General features: G+C 62.2%; 12 protein-coding genes. 6 read left to right on the top strand and 6 right to left on the bottom strand.

From position 1 onward, the window contains the following. Window positions 1-1515 (top strand): HEAT repeat domain-containing protein (locus VJR29_10975; GenBank protein HKY63933.1); only part of this gene is annotated, 1515 nt, incomplete at its 5' end. A gap of 10 nt (window positions 1516-1525) precedes the next feature. Here VJR29_10975 and VJR29_10980 read toward each other — a convergent pair. After that, window positions 1526-3148, bottom strand: a complete 1623-nt coding sequence (locus VJR29_10980) for a methylmalonyl-CoA mutase family protein (protein ID HKY63934.1) — start codon at window positions 3146-3148, stop codon at window positions 1526-1528. Between the two features lie 157 nt (window positions 3149-3305). Here VJR29_10980 and VJR29_10985 point away from each other — a divergent pair, with 157 nt between their 5' ends. Both VJR29_10985 and VJR29_10990 read left to right on the top strand, forming a co-directional pair. Beyond that, on the top strand, window positions 3306-3893 hold the full coding sequence (locus VJR29_10985; GenBank protein ID HKY63935.1) for a YceI family protein: 588 nt from the start codon (window positions 3306-3308) through the stop codon (window positions 3891-3893). 14 nt (window positions 3894-3907) lie between these two features. Further along, window positions 3908-4369, top strand: a complete 462-nt coding sequence (locus tag VJR29_10990) for a VOC family protein (protein HKY63936.1) — start codon at window positions 3908-3910, stop codon at window positions 4367-4369. A gap of 103 nt (window positions 4370-4472) precedes the next feature. Here the strand turns inward: VJR29_10990 and VJR29_10995 are convergent, their stop codons facing one another. The 4 genes from VJR29_10995 to VJR29_11010 form a co-directional block, all read right to left on the bottom strand. After that, on the bottom strand, window positions 4473-5618 hold the full coding sequence (locus VJR29_10995) for an acyl-CoA dehydrogenase (protein HKY63937.1): 1146 nt from the start codon (window positions 5616-5618) through the stop codon (window positions 4473-4475). A 10-nt stretch (window positions 5619-5628) separates the two neighbouring features. Continuing rightward, window positions 5629-6411 (bottom strand): enoyl-CoA hydratase-related protein, encoded by a 783-nt coding sequence (locus tag VJR29_11000; protein HKY63938.1) that lies wholly within the window; start codon window positions 6409-6411, stop codon window positions 5629-5631. Between the two features lie 86 nt (window positions 6412-6497). Beyond that, window positions 6498-7349, bottom strand: a complete 852-nt coding sequence (locus VJR29_11005) for a 3-hydroxybutyryl-CoA dehydrogenase (GenBank protein ID HKY63939.1) — start codon at window positions 7347-7349, stop codon at window positions 6498-6500. A gap of 52 nt (window positions 7350-7401) precedes the next feature. Beyond that, complete coding sequence (locus VJR29_11010; GenBank protein HKY63940.1) at window positions 7402-8592, bottom strand: acetyl-CoA C-acetyltransferase; 1191 nt, start codon at window positions 8590-8592, stop codon at window positions 7402-7404. Window positions 8593-8807: 215 nt separating this feature from the next. Between VJR29_11010 and VJR29_11015 the strand changes: the two genes are divergently transcribed. Genes VJR29_11015 through VJR29_11025 form a run of 3 tightly spaced genes read left to right on the top strand, consistent with a single transcriptional unit; the run spans window position 8808 to window position 11805 of the window. Further along, entirely contained in the window at window positions 8808-9569 is a 762-nt protein-coding gene (locus tag VJR29_11015) for a menaquinone biosynthesis protein (GenBank protein ID HKY63941.1), read from the top strand. Beyond that, the gene (gene mqnC / locus VJR29_11020; protein ID HKY63942.1) at window positions 9541-10602 is read left to right on the top strand and encodes a cyclic dehypoxanthinyl futalosine synthase; all 1062 of its coding nucleotides are present in this window, start codon (window positions 9541-9543) and stop codon (window positions 10600-10602) included. The genes VJR29_11015 and mqnC overlap by 29 nt, the downstream gene beginning before the upstream one ends. Next, window positions 10603-11805 carry an amidohydrolase family protein gene (locus tag VJR29_11025; protein ID HKY63943.1) on the top strand — a complete coding sequence of 401 codons (1203 nt, stop codon included), beginning with the start codon at window positions 10603-10605 and terminating at the stop codon, window positions 11803-11805. On the opposite strand, the gene VJR29_11030 is transcribed toward VJR29_11025, so the two are convergent. After that, a partial coding sequence (locus VJR29_11030) for a hypothetical protein (GenBank protein HKY63944.1) occupies window positions 11768-16222 on the bottom strand: 4455 nt, incomplete at its 5' end. The two genes, VJR29_11025 and VJR29_11030, sit on opposite strands and share 38 nt — an antisense overlap.

A 16222-nucleotide genomic window follows, 5' to 3' on the forward strand; every position in this document is an offset into this window, starting at 1 on the left:
CCCGAGCCGGTGGGATTTTCGGGGGCCATCGCGGCCCGGCCCTTCAAAACCAAGGACGGCAAGCCCGTCGAGGTGAAAAGCGGAGCCGAGCTGGAAGCGCAGCTGAAAAAGTTGAAGCCCGGCCAATTGGCCGTGGTCGACTTCGGCGCCGACTGGTGCGTGCCCTGTGCGGCCTATCGGCCGACCTTCGAAAAAATCAGCCGGGAAGCCGCCGGCAAATTTCTCATGATTCGCGCCCAGGGAATCAAGGGCAGCGAGGACGACTGGGGCCGATACGGCATCAAGGAATTCCCGACCGTCGCCTTCATCGATTCGAACGGCAAGGTCACGCCGGTGAGCCAAATCGACGACCCGCTCGACTCGCTGCTCCTCGCGGCCCTGCACTCGCCGGTCGATCAGTTAAAGTTGCTGAGCAGCCGACTGGAATCCGGCGACGTCCAGGAGCGCCAACGGGGGCTGAAGGGCCTGCAGGCTCTGGGCCTGAAAGCGGCGCCGGCCTTGCCCGAAGTGATGAAGCTGCTCCGGGATCCCGAGGAGGTGATTCGCTTCGAAGCCTGCCTAGCTTTGGCCAACATGGGTCCGGCGGCCGCGCCGGCGGTTCCGGAATTGGTGAAAATGCTCGGCAAGGACCGGCCGCCGCCCCGCCTCGCCGCGGTTGAGGCCCTGAGCGCCATCGGGTTGGCCGCCAAACCGGCGATCCCGGCCTTGCTTCAGGCCATTCGCTCACCGGCCCTGGCCGAAGCCGAAGCCTGGGAACGAGAGCGAGGGACCTCGGCGGAGTTGGCCAAATTCAACGCCGTCGAGTGGACTTTCGAATTGAGCCGAATGGCGGCTCTGGCCTTGTCTTCGATCGATCCCGGTAATTCCGGCCTTCAAAAGAAGCTTTTGACCATCGCCGAGGACTCGGCGCTTTCCACCGAAAGCCGGATCGCCGCCCTCTTGGGTTTGGAGAAATTCGAGATGACTTCGCCGGAATTGACCCTTAGCGTGGCGAATCTTTGGGACAGCATTCGGGCGCTCCGAAATGCCGACCGAGCCATCCGGCCCCCTCCAAACCCTTCCCGAAAGCCGGAAGCTCCGCGACTCAACCGGGCCAGCTTCGGCGGACTATTCTTCGGCCGCGAAAGCAGGATCGGCGGCGGCGCCGAGCTGGGCTTGGGCCGGCAAATCCCGGGCGGCCCCGAGCTGCGGCTCAAGCTCGGGGTGGCCGGGGCCGCGGCCGTGATCGATGCCAAGCCGAGCGATGTGGAGCTACGGGCCTCGGTCGGCGGCGCCTGGGCCTTCGGCGACGAAGAAGCCGAGGTCCGGCCGGCGATTTTGCTGCCGGAAGTCGGAATCGCCCACCGAGTCGATGCCAAGGAGACGGCCTTCCACGGATCGCCGCTGGGTCTGGCTTTGCAGGTGAGGATCGGGGAGGCTTGGCGCTTCGAAGCCGGAGCCCGGGCAACCATGGATTATGCCGAAAGGCTCGAGCTGGGCGGAGAATCTTCCTTGAGCTTCATTCGAAAATTCTAGCGGGGGCGGCCTAAAGAATGCAGGGATCGTGATACTCGCCCCAGACCTCGCGGAGGGCGCCCATGATCTCGCCGACACTGGCGTAAGACCGAACGGCGTCGAGGATCAAGGGCATCAGGTTGGTCTCGCCTCGGGCCGCCGTCTTCAAGGCTTCCAGCTTGGCCTGGACCGCGGCCGAATCCCGGCCGGCCTTGACCTTCTTCAAATTCTCGACCTGTTGGCGCTCGACCGTCGGGTCGATCTTGAGGATCTCCAGAGGTTCGGCGTCCTCCGAGAGAAAGTCGTTCACGCCGACGATCTTCTCCTCGCCGCTCTCGACCTTGCGCTGAAACTTGAAGGAGGCTTCGGCGATTTCCTTGATCGGATAGCCGGTTTCGATGGCCCGAACCATCCCGCCGAGCTCGTCGATCTTTTGGATGTAGCGATAGGCCTCAGCTTCCAGGGTATCGGTGAGCGACTCCACGAAGTAGGAGCCACCGAGTGGGTCGATGGTCTTGGCCACCCCGCTCTCGTGGGCGATGATCTGCTGAGTGCGCAGCGCGATCCGCACCGCCTCATCGCTGGGCAGGGCCAGCGTTTCGTCGAGCGAGTTGGTGTGGAGTGATTGGGTGCCACCGAGCACCGCGGCCAGGGCCTGCAAGGCCACCCGGACCACGTTGTTGTAAGGCTGTTGGGCGGTGAGGCTGACGCCGGCGGTCTGACAATGAAAGCGCATCCGCATCGATTCCGGCTTTTTAGCTTTGAAGCGTTCCTTCATGATGTGGGCCCACATCCGCCGGCCGGCCCGCATCTTGGCGATCTCCTCGAAAAAGTCGTTGTGCACGTCCCAAAAGAAGCTAAGGCGCGGCGCGAAGGCATCGACGTCGAGCCCCCGATCAACACAGGCCTGGACGTAGGCGATGCCGTCGGCGATGGTGAAGGCCAGCTCCTGGACCGCGGTCGAACCGGCCTCGCGGATATGATAGCCGCTGATGCTGATCGGATTGAATTTCGGCAAATGCTGAGTGCAATACTCGATGGAATCGACGACCAAGCGCATCGAGGGCCGCGGCGGGAAGACGTAGGAATTCTGGGCGATGTACTCCTTCAGGATGTCGTTCTGGATGGTCCCACTCACCTTGCTCATCGGGACGCCCTGCTTCTCGGCCACCGCGATGTACATGCAGAGCAGGACCGAGGCCGGCGGATTGATCGTCATCGAGGTCGTGACCCTGTCGAGTGGAATCCCGTCGAAGAGAACCTCCATGTCGCGCAAAGTGTCGACGGCGACGCCGCAGACGCCGACCTCGCCGCGGGCCCGCGGCGAATCGGAGTCGTAGCCCATCAAGGTCGGGAAATGGAAGGCGGTCGAAAGGCCGGTCTGACCGTGCTCGATCAGATAATGAAAGCGCTTGTTGGTCTGCTCCGGCGTGCCGAAGCCGGCAAACTGGCGCATCGTCCAGAGCTTGCCGCGATACATCGTCGGGTAGACTCCCCGAGTGTAGGGAAACTCGCCGGGGCGGCCCAATTTCTCCTCGGGCTTGGCGGCCTTGGTGTCTTCCGAGGTATAGAGGGGCTTTAAGGGGAGGCCGGAAAGCGTGGTAATCTCGTCGTTTTCTGTCGCTGGCTCTTGGACCTTGGGGGCTGGGCTCATGGCTTCATTTCAAGCCGAGCTTGAGGCCAAAGTCAATGGTTGCAAGCGGTCATCCTGAGACTGGCGCTCAGGACGACAGGCTTTGCCTGTCGCCTTTTTCCTTTGCCAAGCCGTTCAGACCCTTCTAGATTTCGGCCCTCACCGAAAGGAGATCCTTGTGAAAAAATGGCTTCTTCTGTCTTTCGCCGCCCTGCTCGTCTCGCCCCTCGCCCAAGCTCAGACCTATAAGCTCGATCCGGCCAAGAGCAAGATCGAATGGGTCGGAAAAAAGGTCACCGGCCAACATAACGGCTCGCTGGAAGTCAAATCCGGCAACCTGACCGTCGATCAGGGGCAAATCAAGTCCGGCGATTTCGTCGTCGACATGAAGAGCATCAAGGTCCTGGACCTCCAAGATCCCGCTCCCAACGCCAAGCTGACCAATCACCTCAAATCCGACGATTTCTTTTCGGTCGAGACTCACCCCGAGACCCAGTTCAAGATCACCTCGGCCAAGGGCACGGTGCCCGGCAAGGTCGATGTCACCGGCGATTTGACCATCAAGGGCATCACCCATCCGGTGACCATTCCAACCACCTTGAAACAGGAAGGCGACAAGCTCAGCGCCAAGGGCGAGGTCAAGATCGACCGCACCCTGTATAACGTCAAATACGGCTCCGGAAAATTCTTCCAAGGCCTGGGCGACAAATTGATCTCCGACGATTTCGAGCTTAAGCTCGACCTCTACGCCGATAAGGCGTCTTAAAGGAGGTGGCTGACATGGCTGCGAAACCCGATCCTCGCCCCGAGGGCACCGCCTGGATCAATCCCTATCTGACCTGCCGGAGCGTCGAGGCCGCCCTCGACTTCTACGAACGGGCCTTCGGCTTTCGGAAGATCGACGCCGTCCCCGGTCCCGACGGCAAGATCATGCACGCCACGATGGGCTGGAAGGACGGCGTCCTCATGATGTGCCCGGAAAGCGACATGAACCCGATGAAGGCTCCGGTGACCAGCGGCGCGCTGCCGCCCTTCACCCTCTACGTCTACTGCGAAGACGTCGACAAGCTTTGCGCCCAGGCCAAGTCCGCCGGCGCCAAAATCCAATCCGAGCCGCAAGACATGTTTTGGGGCGATCGGACCTGCAACCTTATCGATCCCGAAGGATATTATTGGTGGTTCGCGACCAACGTCGGGGGCTTCGACGCCGAAGCCATGCAAAAAATGATGAAGGGGTTGTAACTGCTACTGTCATTCCGAGGAGCAAAGCGACGAGGAATCCCTGCAGAATTTCTTAACGCGAAATAACTCTGCAGGGATCCCTCGCTACGCTCGGGATGACAAATCAAAGGTCTTTGATCACCTGCCGGCAGATGACCAGGCGCTGGATCTCGCTGGTGCCTTCGTAAATCTCGGTGATCTTGGCGTCGCGGTAGTGGCGCTCCACCGGATAATCCTTGATATAGCCGTAACCGCCATGCACCTGGATGGCCTTGTTGGTCACGAACATGGCGACCTCGGAGGCGAAGAGCTTGGCCATGGCCGCTTCCTTGTTGATCGATTGGCCCTGATCCTTCAGCCAAGCCGCCCGGTGCACCAAAAGGCGGGCGGCGTCGATCTGGGTGGCCATGTCGGCCAGGAAGTTCTGGATGGCGCCGAATTCGTAAATCTTCTTCCCGAAAGCCTCGCGCTCGGTCGAGTACTTGGCCGCGGCTTCAAAGGCCGCCCGGGCGATGCCCAAGGCCTGGGTGCCGATGCCGATGCGGCCCGAGTCGAGGGTGTTCATCGCGATGGTGAAGCCCTGGCCGACCTCGCCCAGCAGGTTCTCGGCCGGGACCTCGCAGTTGTCGAGGACGATCTCCGAGGTCGAGGAGGCGCAGATGCCGAGCTTCTTCTCGACCTTGCCGACGGCAAAGCCGGGAAAGCTCTTTTCGACGATGAAGGCCGAGATTCCCTTGTGCCGCTTCTCCTTGTCGTTCATCGCGTAGACGATCATCGCATCGGCGTGGGGGCCGTTGGTGATGAAATTCTTCCGGCCGTTCAAGATCCATTTGTCGCCCTTCTTGACCGCCACGGTCTGTTGGTTGGCGGCGTCGGAGCCGGTGCCGGGCTCGGAAAGCGCATAGGCCCCGAGTTTTTGGCCCGAGGCGAAGGGCTTGAGGTATTTTTCCTTCTGGGCGTCGGAGGCGAACTTGGTGATCGGCCCGCAGTAGAGCGAATTGTTGACCGACATGGTGACGGCGGTCGAGGCGCAGGCCGCCGAGATCTCTTCCAAAGCCAGGACGTAGGACAGAGTGTCGAGGCCCGAGCCGCCCCACTCCGTCGGCACCATCATGCCCAGCAAGCCGAGCTCGGCCATCTTCGGCAGGTGGCGGCTGGGGAATTCCCCCTTCAAGTCCATTTCGGCCGCCGTGGGGGCGACCTCTTTTTGGGCGAAAGCCCGCGCCATGTCGCGGACCATTTTTTGCTCTTCGCTTAAGGAAAACTCCATAAATCGATCCTTATTGGCCCTTGAAGGCGGCCTTTCGTTTCTCGAGGAATGCCGTGACGCCTTCGACCCGATCCTGGGTCGCGAAGGCCAAGGGAAACAGCGCGCGCTCGATGGCGAGGCCGCTGACCAAGTCGAGGTCGGCGCCTTCGACGACGGCCCGCTTGGAGAGCTCGATCGCGACCGGCCCCTTCTGCATGATCTCCTTGGCGACGACCTCGACGTCCTTCAACAGCTCGGTGGCGCCGCAGACCTTGTTGACCAGCCCCCATTCCTGGGCTTCCTTGGCCGAAAGCATCCGGGCGGTGAAGATCAGCTCCCGGGCCCGGTTCTTGCCGATGAGGCGAGGCAGGCGCTGGCTGCCGCCGAAGCCCGGGAAGATGCCAAGGTTGACCTCGGGCAAACCGAGCTTGGCGTTTTCCGAGGCGTAGATGAAGTCGCAGGCCAAGGCCAATTCCAAGCCCCCGCCGAGGGCAAAGCCGTTGACCGCGGCGATGACCGGCACCCGCGAGGTTTCGATCATCCGCATCACGTGGTGGCCGAGGTCGCAAAATTCCTTGGCCTGAAGCGGAGTCATCTCCTTCATCGCGGCGATGTCGGCGCCGGCCACGAAAGCCTTCTCGCCCTCGCCGGTGATGACGGCGATTTTGATTTCCTTGTTCTGCCGGACCTCGTGCATCACGTTAAGCAGGTCGAGGAGGACGCCGCCGTTCAAGGCGTTGAGCGCCTTGGGCCGGTTGACCTTGATCGTGAAGATGCCTTCTTGCAGGTTGGTCAACAAATTTTCATATGCCATAGATACTCCTGTAGGGGCACCCCTTGCGAGTGCCCAATCTGCGGCGGTCGCGAGCACCCAGCCCTGGACGGGCGCAAGGCCCGCCCCTACGAATATTTGTAAAAACCGCGGCCGGCCTTGCGGCCGTACCACCCGGCCTCGACGTATTTGCGAAGCAGGGGGCAGGCCCGGTACTTGGGATCGCCGAATTCCTTGTACATGACGTCGAGGACCGCCAGCAGGGTGTCGAGGCCGACGAAGTCGCAGAGCTCCAGCGGTCCCATCGGATGGTTGAGGCCCATCTTGACGGCGGCGTCGATGTCCTCGGCCGTGCCGACGCCTTCATACAAGGTGAAGACGGCTTCGTTGAGAAAGGGCAGCAAGGTCCGGTTGACGATGAAGGCGGCCGAATCCTTGGCGGTGACCGTCTTCTTGCCCAGCTTCTCGCCGACGGCCAGCGCAGTCTGGTAGGTGGCATCGTCGGTCTGGACGGCGCGGATGATCTCGAGCAGCTTCATCACCGGGACCGGGTTGAAGAAGTGCATGCCGATGACCTTCTCGGGCCGCTTGGTGGCGGCGGCCAAGCCGGTGACCGAGATCGAGCTGGTGTTGGTGGCCAGGATAGTGCTCGCTTGGCATTTGGCATCGAGCTCGCGGAAGAGCTTTTCCTTGGCGGCGACGTTCTCGGTGATCGCCTCGATGACGAGATCGCATTTGGCGAAATCCTCGAGGTTGCAGGTCCAGGAAACCCGCTTGATCGCGGCGCCCTTGTCGTCCTCGCTCAGCTTGCCCTTCTCGACCAGCTTGGCGAGCTGCTTGGTGAGGCCGGCGGTGGCCTTCTCGTTGTGTTGGGGGCTTTGGTCGCAGGCCAAGACATCGAAGCCGGCGAGAGCCGCGATCTGAACGATTCCGCTACCCATTTGGCCGACGCCGATGACGCCGATTTTTTGCACCGTCATAGATTCTCCTTCTTAGTAAATTGGGCTGAGCGGGCGACCGCGAGGCTCGCCCCTACAATGCTTCGACGATCAGGGCCACGCCCTCGCCGCCGCCGATGCAGAGGCTGGCCAAGCCGCGCTTGGCGTTCTTGCGCTTCATGCCGTGGAGCAAGGTGACCAGGATCCGGGCGCCGCTGGCGCCGATCGGATGGCCGAGGGCCACCGCGCCGCCCCAGACGTTGACTTTGTCGGCCGGGATGCCGATCTTTCGGTTGTTGGCGACGGCCACGACCGCGAAGGCCTCGTTGACCTCCCAGAGGTCGATGTCGGCGGCCTTGAGCTTGGCCTTGTTCAGAGCCTTCTCCATCGCCTCGGCCGGCGCCATCGTGAACCATTCGGGCGCGATCGAGGCTTGGGCCTGGGCGACGATCTTGGCCATCGGCTTCAAGCCCAGCTCCTTGGCTTTGGCCGCGCTCATCACCACCAAGGCCGCGGCGCCATCGTTGATCGAGGAGGCATTGCCGGCGGTGACGGTGCCGTCTTTTTGGAAAGCGGTCGAAAGCTTGGGCAACTTGGTAATGTCGCCTTTGCCCGGCTCTTCGTCGGTGTCGACCAGGACCGGGTCGCCCTTGCGCTGGGGCACCGGCACCGGGACGATCTCGTCCTTGAAGGCGCCCTCTTTCACCGCGGCTTGGGCCCGGCGGTAGCTCTCGGCCGAGAAAGCGTCCTGCTCCTCGCGGCTGACCTTCTGCTCCTTGGCGCAAAGCTCGGCGGCGCTACCCATATGGTAGTTGTTATAGACGTCCCACAGGCCGTCATTGACCATCGTGTCGATCAATTGGCCGTTGCCCATCCGATAGCCTTCGCGGGCCTTGGGCAAGGCGTAAGGCGCTTGGCTCATGCTCTCCATGCCGCCGGCCACGACCACGTCTCGGTCGCCGGCCCGGATCATCTGATCGGCCAGCATGACCGCCTTGAGGCCCGAGCCGCAAACCTTGCCGATGGTCAGAGCGCCGGTCTCTTTGGGCAGGCCGGCGAAGATCAAGGCCTGGCGGGCCGGCGATTGGCCCTCGGCGGCGGTCAGGACGTTGCCCATGATGACCTCTTCGACCAGCTCGCCGGCGATGCCGGCCCGCTTCACCGCTTCTTGGATGGCGACGGCGCCGAGCTTGGTCGCGGGAACCGAGGACAGGGATCCCAGGAAGCTGCCGATGGGAGTGCGGGCGGCCGAGACGATGACGGAATAATTTTCGGAATTGGACACGGGGAACCTCCAGAATTCGCCGAAAAAGCCGGCGAGGCCATCCTTCAAGAACGCGCGGTATAAATCAAGATCGTCCGGCCAAGTCAATGGATATTCCATCCATTCCAAGCCCTTGGGAGACGGTTGACGAACGACAAAGTCGAGGGCATAAGGTCGAGCAAGTCCCGGGTTTCCCGGGGCGCGCAGCAAATTCAAAGAATTTGCGGAGTATGATGATGCCCAGGATCGGAAGCGTCCCTTATCTCAACGCGATGCCGCTGCTCGAAGGACTGGAAGCCGCCACTGGCTCCCCGATCGTCTTCGACAATCCCGCCCGCCTCCATGAAAGAGTTTGCCAAGGCGAGATCGACGTCGCCCTGCTTCCGGTGGTCTCCTTCCTCGAGAACCACGAGCTCAAGCTGATCCCGGGATCGGGCATCGTTTCCCACGGGGCGGTGCGCAGCGTGAAGGCCTTCCACGAGAAACGGGGCTACGACCTCGCCAAGGCCCGGCGGATCTTCCTCGACACCGATTCCAAGACCAGCAACCGGCTGCTCAAGCTATTGCTGCTCAAAAAATACGAGCGCGATTTCGCCGAGCTCGAATTCGTCGATAAAATGGACAAGGCCGATACCGTGCTCCAGATCGGCGACAAGGCCCTGGAGCGCAGCCATTTCGGAAATTCGACCGACCTCGGCGCCGAGTGGCAGGAGCTGACCGGCCTCCCCTTCGTCTACGCCTGTTGGATGAGCCGGGTCCCGGTGACGGCCGAACTCCTGGCCCAGCTCCACAACGCCAAGATGACCGGCCTGCAAAACCTCCAGGAAATCGCCCTCCGCCAAAGCAAGATTGCCCCCGAGGACGCCCTGAGCTATCTCACTCAGAACATCCAATACGACGTCGAGGGCCCGGAATTGGTCGGTCTCAAGATGTTCTTCGATTGGATCGTCGAGCTGGAGAACCTGAACTATGACACTTCCCTCCGCTTTGTTGCATAAGCTCGAGCAGCGGGAGCGCCTCAGCGAAGCCGAGGCCCTGACTCTATTTCGCGAAGGCGACCTCTTGACCTTGGGCCATTACGCCGACCAAGCCAACGCCGCGAAGAACGGCGACACCGTCGGCTACGTCATCGACCGCAACCTCAATTACACCAACGTCTGCGTCCTGCGCTGCAAATTCTGCGCATTCCGCCGGGACCAGGATGCCGAGGGCAGCTGGGAGCTGAGCCACGAGGACATCGACCGCAAGATCGAGGAGCTGCTCCAGGCCGGCGGCACCCAGATCCTGATGCAAGGCGGCCATCACCCCGATTTCAAGCTCGACTATTACGTCGCGATGGTCCGCCACATCAAAGAGAAGTTTCCCAGCATCACCGTCCATGCCTTCTCGCCGCCGGAGCTCCACCACATCGCCCACGTCTGCAAGCTCTCCTATCGGGAGCTCTTGACCGAGCTGAAGGCCGCGGGCTTGGACAGCATCCCGGGCGGCGGCGCCGAGATCCTCAACGACGAGATCCGCCGGAAAATTTCTTCCGGCAAGTGCAACAGCGAATCCTGGCTCAAGATCTGCGAGACCGGCCACGAGCTCGGCATCCAGGGCTCGGCCACCATGATGTTCGGCCACGTCGAGCGCCTTGAGGACCGGGTCGAGCACCTGCGGCAGCTCCGCGAGCTTCAGGATCGGACCGGCGGCTTCTTCGCCTTCATCCCTTGGACCTATGTCCCCGGAAACTCGCCGATGGGCGGCGAGTCGGTGGGCGGCCACGAATACCTCAAGACCTTGGCGATCTGCCGGCTCTACCTCGACAACTTCAAGAACATCCAGATCAGCTGGCTAACCCAGGGCGTGAAGGTCGCCCAGATCGCCATGTCCTTCGGCGGCAACGACATGGGCTCGACCCTGCTCGAAGAAAATGTCGTCCGAAGCACCGGCGTTCCCAATCAAACCACCGTCCCGGAGCTGCGCCGGATCGTTACCGAGAGCGGAAAGATCCCGCGGCAACGCGACACCTTTTACCGTTACCTCAACTAAATGCTGCTCTACGCCGCCGCCCTGCTCAATCCTGGACGCGAGCCGGTCCTCGAACCGGCGCTGTGGATCCGGGGCGACACTCTTGCCTACGCCGGGCCCTGCGCCGACATGCCCGACGAGGCCGCGCGCGATCCCGACACCCTCGATTTGGGCGAGGTCGTGGTCTGTCCCGGCCTGGTCAACGCCCACGCCCATCTCGAGCTGACGGCGCTGCAGGATCTTCCCTACCCCGGCGAATTCGTCGGCTGGATCAAGAGCTTGATGGAGAGCAAAAACCGGATCGAGCCCCGAAGCCAGGATGAGGCCTTTCATCAAGGCATCCTCCAATGCCTGCGGGGCGGAACCACCTGCATCGGCGACCACGTGAGCGTCGGCGCCAACCTCGAGCCCTTGATGCGCTCGCCGCTCCGGGGCCGGGCCTTCGTCGAGGTGATCGGCGTCGTGCCCGAGGTGGCCCGCGACATGTTGAAGGCCGCGCTGCATCTGCAGGAAATCTGGCGAAAGGTTTCGCCGGACCTCCAGGTCAGTCCCTCGCCCCATTCGGTCCATGCCCTGAGTCCCGACATCCTGGCCGAAACCCTGAGCCTTCCCGAACCGGTGTTTTCGGTTCACTTGGCGGAGAGCCAAAGCGAGTGGGACTATTTCGCGAAAAAGGCCGGGACGATGCACGATTTCATCGCTTCCCGGGGCCAAGCTCTCGATCGCGAGGCCGATAGCGCCGTCCGGGAGCTGAAAAAAATGGGCCGGCTGAACGGCCGGCTCCTGGCGATCCACGGAAATTACCTCGATGCCGCCGATCTCGAGCTTTTGGCCCAGGCCGGCGCCAGCCTGGTTCACTGCCCCTTCTCCCACGGCTATTTCGGGCATGAGCCCTTTCCGCTGAAGGAAGCTCGAGCCGCCGGCTTGAACATCGCCCTCGGCACCGACAGCCTGGCCAGCGCTTCGACCCTCTCGATGCTCGAGGTGATGCGGGCGATGGAAAAAGAATTTCCGGAGCTGAAGCGCGAGGAGATCTTCGCGATGGCGACGATCAACGGCGCCAGGGCCTTGAAGCTGGATGCCCTCTGCGGCACCCTCGAGGCCGGGAAGAAGGCCGATCTCATCGCGTTTCCCTCGGCCGGCTTGCGACCCTTGGAGGCGATCTTCCAAGCCGAAAACGTCGAGGCTATTCTGATCGGCGGCCGCCTGGTGCGGCCGGCCTGAGCTCATCGCCCAAGGAACGGCGCAGGCTCAATAAGGCTTGGATCGAATCCAGGCTTGGGGGGTTAAGGCCGTCGGCCGACGGCGCTTCCCTTGCTATCCAAGCATGGACGCCGCCGCTTAAGGCATCGAGCTCGGCCATCGCTTGGCGGCGCGATCCGCCTTTCAAAGCCTGGGCTCGCTGGAAATCCCGATTCAGCAAGTAGATGAGGTCCCGGCTCAGCGCGCTCAAACCGACGCCATCCCGGGCTTGATGGTCCAATTCGGCCAGCTGCCCGAGAACGTAGTCGGCGACGTCATCGCGGGGCTCCGAGGACCTTTCCAAGTGCCGATAAGCCCTTCCCGCCAAATCGGAGAAACCGATCGAGACGGCGGCGTCGCGGGTGGCGTGGACGAAAGCATCGTGGGCCGTGTAGTAAAAAGGATGGACCAGCTCCTCCAAGTCGCCAAAGAAGATATTGTTGCGGGCCAAGCCGATCGGAAAAGCCCGCTCCCGCTTGAAGTCCATGACCTGACGGCGTGAGATCCCGCCGGGAACATAATGGAAGGAGACTCGCTCCGCACCGTGCTGCGCTTGCAATACTTTTTCGTAGAAGCTCAAGCTCGGGATGCGGAAGAGGATCGAATCTCGGGTCGGCTCGACCATCAGGATCCGGCGATCCAGCATTTCCTCGGCGCTGAAGAAGCTGCCCAGCAGAGCGTCGGACCGCTCGCCCGATCCCTCGCCGTGAAAAAATCTTTCGAAGACTTTGGCCGGAAAGTCGATTTCGACCACTTGCCGGGCCAAGGAGCCGGGCCGCGCCCGATCGCCCAGGGCCGCCACCGCTCGCCCGACGAACTCGGTGTCGGGCCTAAGATCCCGGCCGGCGGAAGGTTGGAAATAAACGCCGAGGTCCAGCACTCGGCTTTGGACGCCGGGGATGCTGCGGGCCCAATCCTGGATCTGAAATTGCCAATGGCGGTCCACCCAGTCCTCGGGCATCCGATTCCGCTCCCGCCATTGCGGCTCGGCGCTCAAATAGTTTCGCCGGCCGAACTGGGTTTCGATCGCGTCCCAGTTCGCCTCCAGGTCCGGCGAATATTCGATCCGGCTGAGGTAATCCATCCGCCCCGGCGGCACCGGCGCCCAATCGAACAAAAGATCGAGGTCGGAGATCAACCGCTCGAAGCGCTGGCGGTTGGCCGCCAGATCCGGTTGACGGTCGAATTCCTGCCGGACCAAGCGGCGGAAGGACTCGGCCAGGGTTCGCGCCTCGAGCTCCAAACCCCGCTGGCCGGAAGCGCTCAGCTCGGGAATTTGACGGTGGGCCTCGATCCAAGGCCGGGCCATCAGCTCGGCCAGAGCCGCGAAGCCCGGCTTGTCGTTGGCCAAGGCCAGATCGCTCAATTGGTTGAGCAGGTTCTCACGCATGTTGGAATCGGGAAAGCTCTGCCGGCCCCGGGTGTAAATCCAATGAGCGGCTTCGGCGACACCGGCCGGCACCCGGCCGTCGGAGGTGGCGTGCTCGAAAACGTCGTGCTGCGAGAGGCTCCAAGGGTGGACCGAGCCGTTGCTGGCCGCGACATTGAAATCCGGAAAGTAGACCGGGGCCCCGCTCAGGCTCACCGGCGAGACCCGCCGGGAATGCAGCGAGGAGACGGTGTTCCGGGGCAAGAGGCCCGGCACGAAATGAAACTGAACCCGGTCGGAGCCATGGGCGGCTTGGGCCAAGCTTTCGGCCAAGCTGAGCGAAGGAATCAGGAAGACGCCATGGCCGTCGGAAAGCTGGACCTTTTCATCCAAGAAGGATTCGAAAAACCGAGTCATGGGCGGACCGACCAGGAACCTCAGCTCCGGATTCTCGGGACGGCCGTAAAACGGGCTTCGCATTTCGGGCGGAAGCGAGATTTTCATGACATGCCGGGCCCAGCGATTCGACTGGGGCAATCGCTGAAGGGCCGACTCGAGCAAGCTCCGGTCGAACCTCGGATCCGGCCGCAAGGGCTCCAGCAAGGCCTCGGCTTCCAGGTAGTCAATCGAGGCTCCGGGAATTCTCTGGGCGTAGTCTCGAGCTTGGTCGAACCAAAGCTGATCGGCGAGGACCAGCGGGGGCCGCTTGGCCAGCAGCTCTTCCCGCGACCCCTCGTAATAGTCGGGCCGGGCGTAGTGCCTTTCGATTTCCTGGATCGCGTCCAAGGTAAGGTTGTCGTAGCGGATCGGAGTTGCGCCGATCTCGACCGAATCGGAGGCCTCGCGAAGGCGGCGAGCCGTTTGAATCCGGCGCTCGATGGCGTCAAGCGATCCCAAAAAGCTCGGCTTGGCCCGAGCCAAGGACGGCTCGGCGTCGAAATCGCCCCGGACGAGAGCGCGAAAGCCCTCGACGTTCGCCAGAACGGCTTCGGCCCGGGCCTCGAATTCCTCGAAGCTTTCGGCCTCTTGGATTCGCGGGATGGTGGGGTCCAGCGCTTCCTCCATCATCTTGCGGAACATCTTGAGGCCAAAATCCCGGCGATAAGCCACGTTGAGATCGGCCAAGGAATCCAGAAAGTCCTCGCGAATCTGTCCTCGGGGCAAGCGCTCCTGGGCGTGATCGTAGAGATAGCCCGCGATCCGCGGATAGCGCTCGCCCATTTGGCCGATCACCCCGGCGTGATAGAAGCCGTCGTGCCCTGAAAAACCCATGGGATGGGTGTCGTTCTCGAAATGGGAAAGGTGAATCAATTGGCGGCTAAAACCGATGGGCGAAACCGAACGCCGGCGCAATTCCATCGCGGTATCCCGCGAGATCTCCCCCGGCACCGGATGGAATTGAACCCGGCGGCCGAAGCTGGCGCTGTAGAGAGCTTCGAGGAGGCTGAGGCTGGGAACGTAGTTCCGCCAAGCGCCGGAGAAGTGGTTCTCCAAGCGGAAGCGGCCGCCGGTGAATTGCTCCATCATGTTCACGACCGGGGCCGATTCGATGTAGCGCTCCCAAGCCCACTCGAGATCGGTTTCGGAATGTTCGTCGCCGCGAACCAACAATACTTGACGGGCCCGCGAGCCGGGCCGCCCTCTTTCGCCGAGCAAGGCCAAGGCTTCGCGGAGCAGTCGGGCGGCCTCGGGATACTGGCCGGGCGGATTGATTTCCAAGATCGCCTCGGCGTCGACCCATTCGCCGCTCATCTTTTTCATCGCCTCGGCCAAGTGGGCGGCCTGATAATGCCAAACGGTGTCCACGTCCTCGATGTCGGCCCGCACCCGGGCCAGACGGCTCCGATTTCCACGATAATAGTCGGACCGGGCGAAGCTTTGCTCGATTCGCTGCCAGGCCGCTTCGACTTCGGGTGGATAGACGATGCGAGGTCTCGTCGCTTCGGTCACCTGCTGGAATAAATTTTCCCAGCGCCGCGCTTCCAGCCTGACTTCTTCCGCGGCTTCGGGCCGAAGTCCCTGGAGCCAGGCCTGTCGAGCTTGGCCCAGCAATCGGCTCAATTGGCCTAGCTGACGAGCCGACTCCACCCCTTGGCCGGCGAGGATCCGAGACGCGATTCCCTCGAGTTGCGCCAACATGTCGCGGCCCAGGACTTGGCCGGCAATGCTTTCAAAGCGGGATTGGCCGTCGGCGAGGCGATTGAGAATGTTCTCGGTACCTGCATCCTTCGGCACCTCGAACCTGAACCAATCGTAAAATCGCTGGGCAAGCTCGTAGCTGCCGGGCACGGCGGCGCTGTCGATACAGGTATGGGTGATCCCGTCATGAACCGCAAAAGCTCCGGGGTGGACCCAATTGGGAATATCGCCCAGCCAAAGCAATCCGCGGCCCAAACCGACCGGCGAGACCCGCCGCGAGCGAAGTCTCATGACTTGATCTCGAGGAATGGCGCCGTCCACAAAGTGGAATTGGACTTTCTCGGCTCCCACCGCCTCCTGCAATAGAGCCTCGACATAGCTGAGAGCCGGGATCCGGGCGATTCGCACGTTTCCATCCGCTGACTCGCCCGTGAATTGCACACCTTGTTTCAACACTTCTTGCAGCTCGCTCTGCAAGCCGCCTATCTGATCGAAGGCTCCCTCGGGGCTATTCAGTTGATCGATGGTCCGGTCACGCAGGTCAGCGTAGCTCATTCGCACTTCGAGCACTTTTCGGGCGGTGCTACCGGGTACTCCCCGGTCTCCCAGACGGGTCCGGGCAGCATGGACCAATTCGGGTTGGAGTCGGTCCGAGTCGCTTCTCTCCACTGAAGTCAGGAGGATCGAATCGTCGACTTCGGTATAACGAATAAAAGGAAAGCGGTCGAACATGTCCTTGAGCTGGTGGAACCATAGCCGATCCACCGCCTCGGCGTCGGGCCTCCGCCGGAGCAAATCCTCGCGGCTGCCTTCGAGGTAGTCGGGCGCCCGCATTTGGGCTTCGATCCGGCTTAAGTCGGCTTCCAATTCCGGCGGGTATTCGATGCGATA

This window comes from bacterium (assembly GCA_035281585.1).
GTDB lineage: Bacteria > UBA10199 > UBA10199 > DSSB01 > DSSB01 > DATEDP01.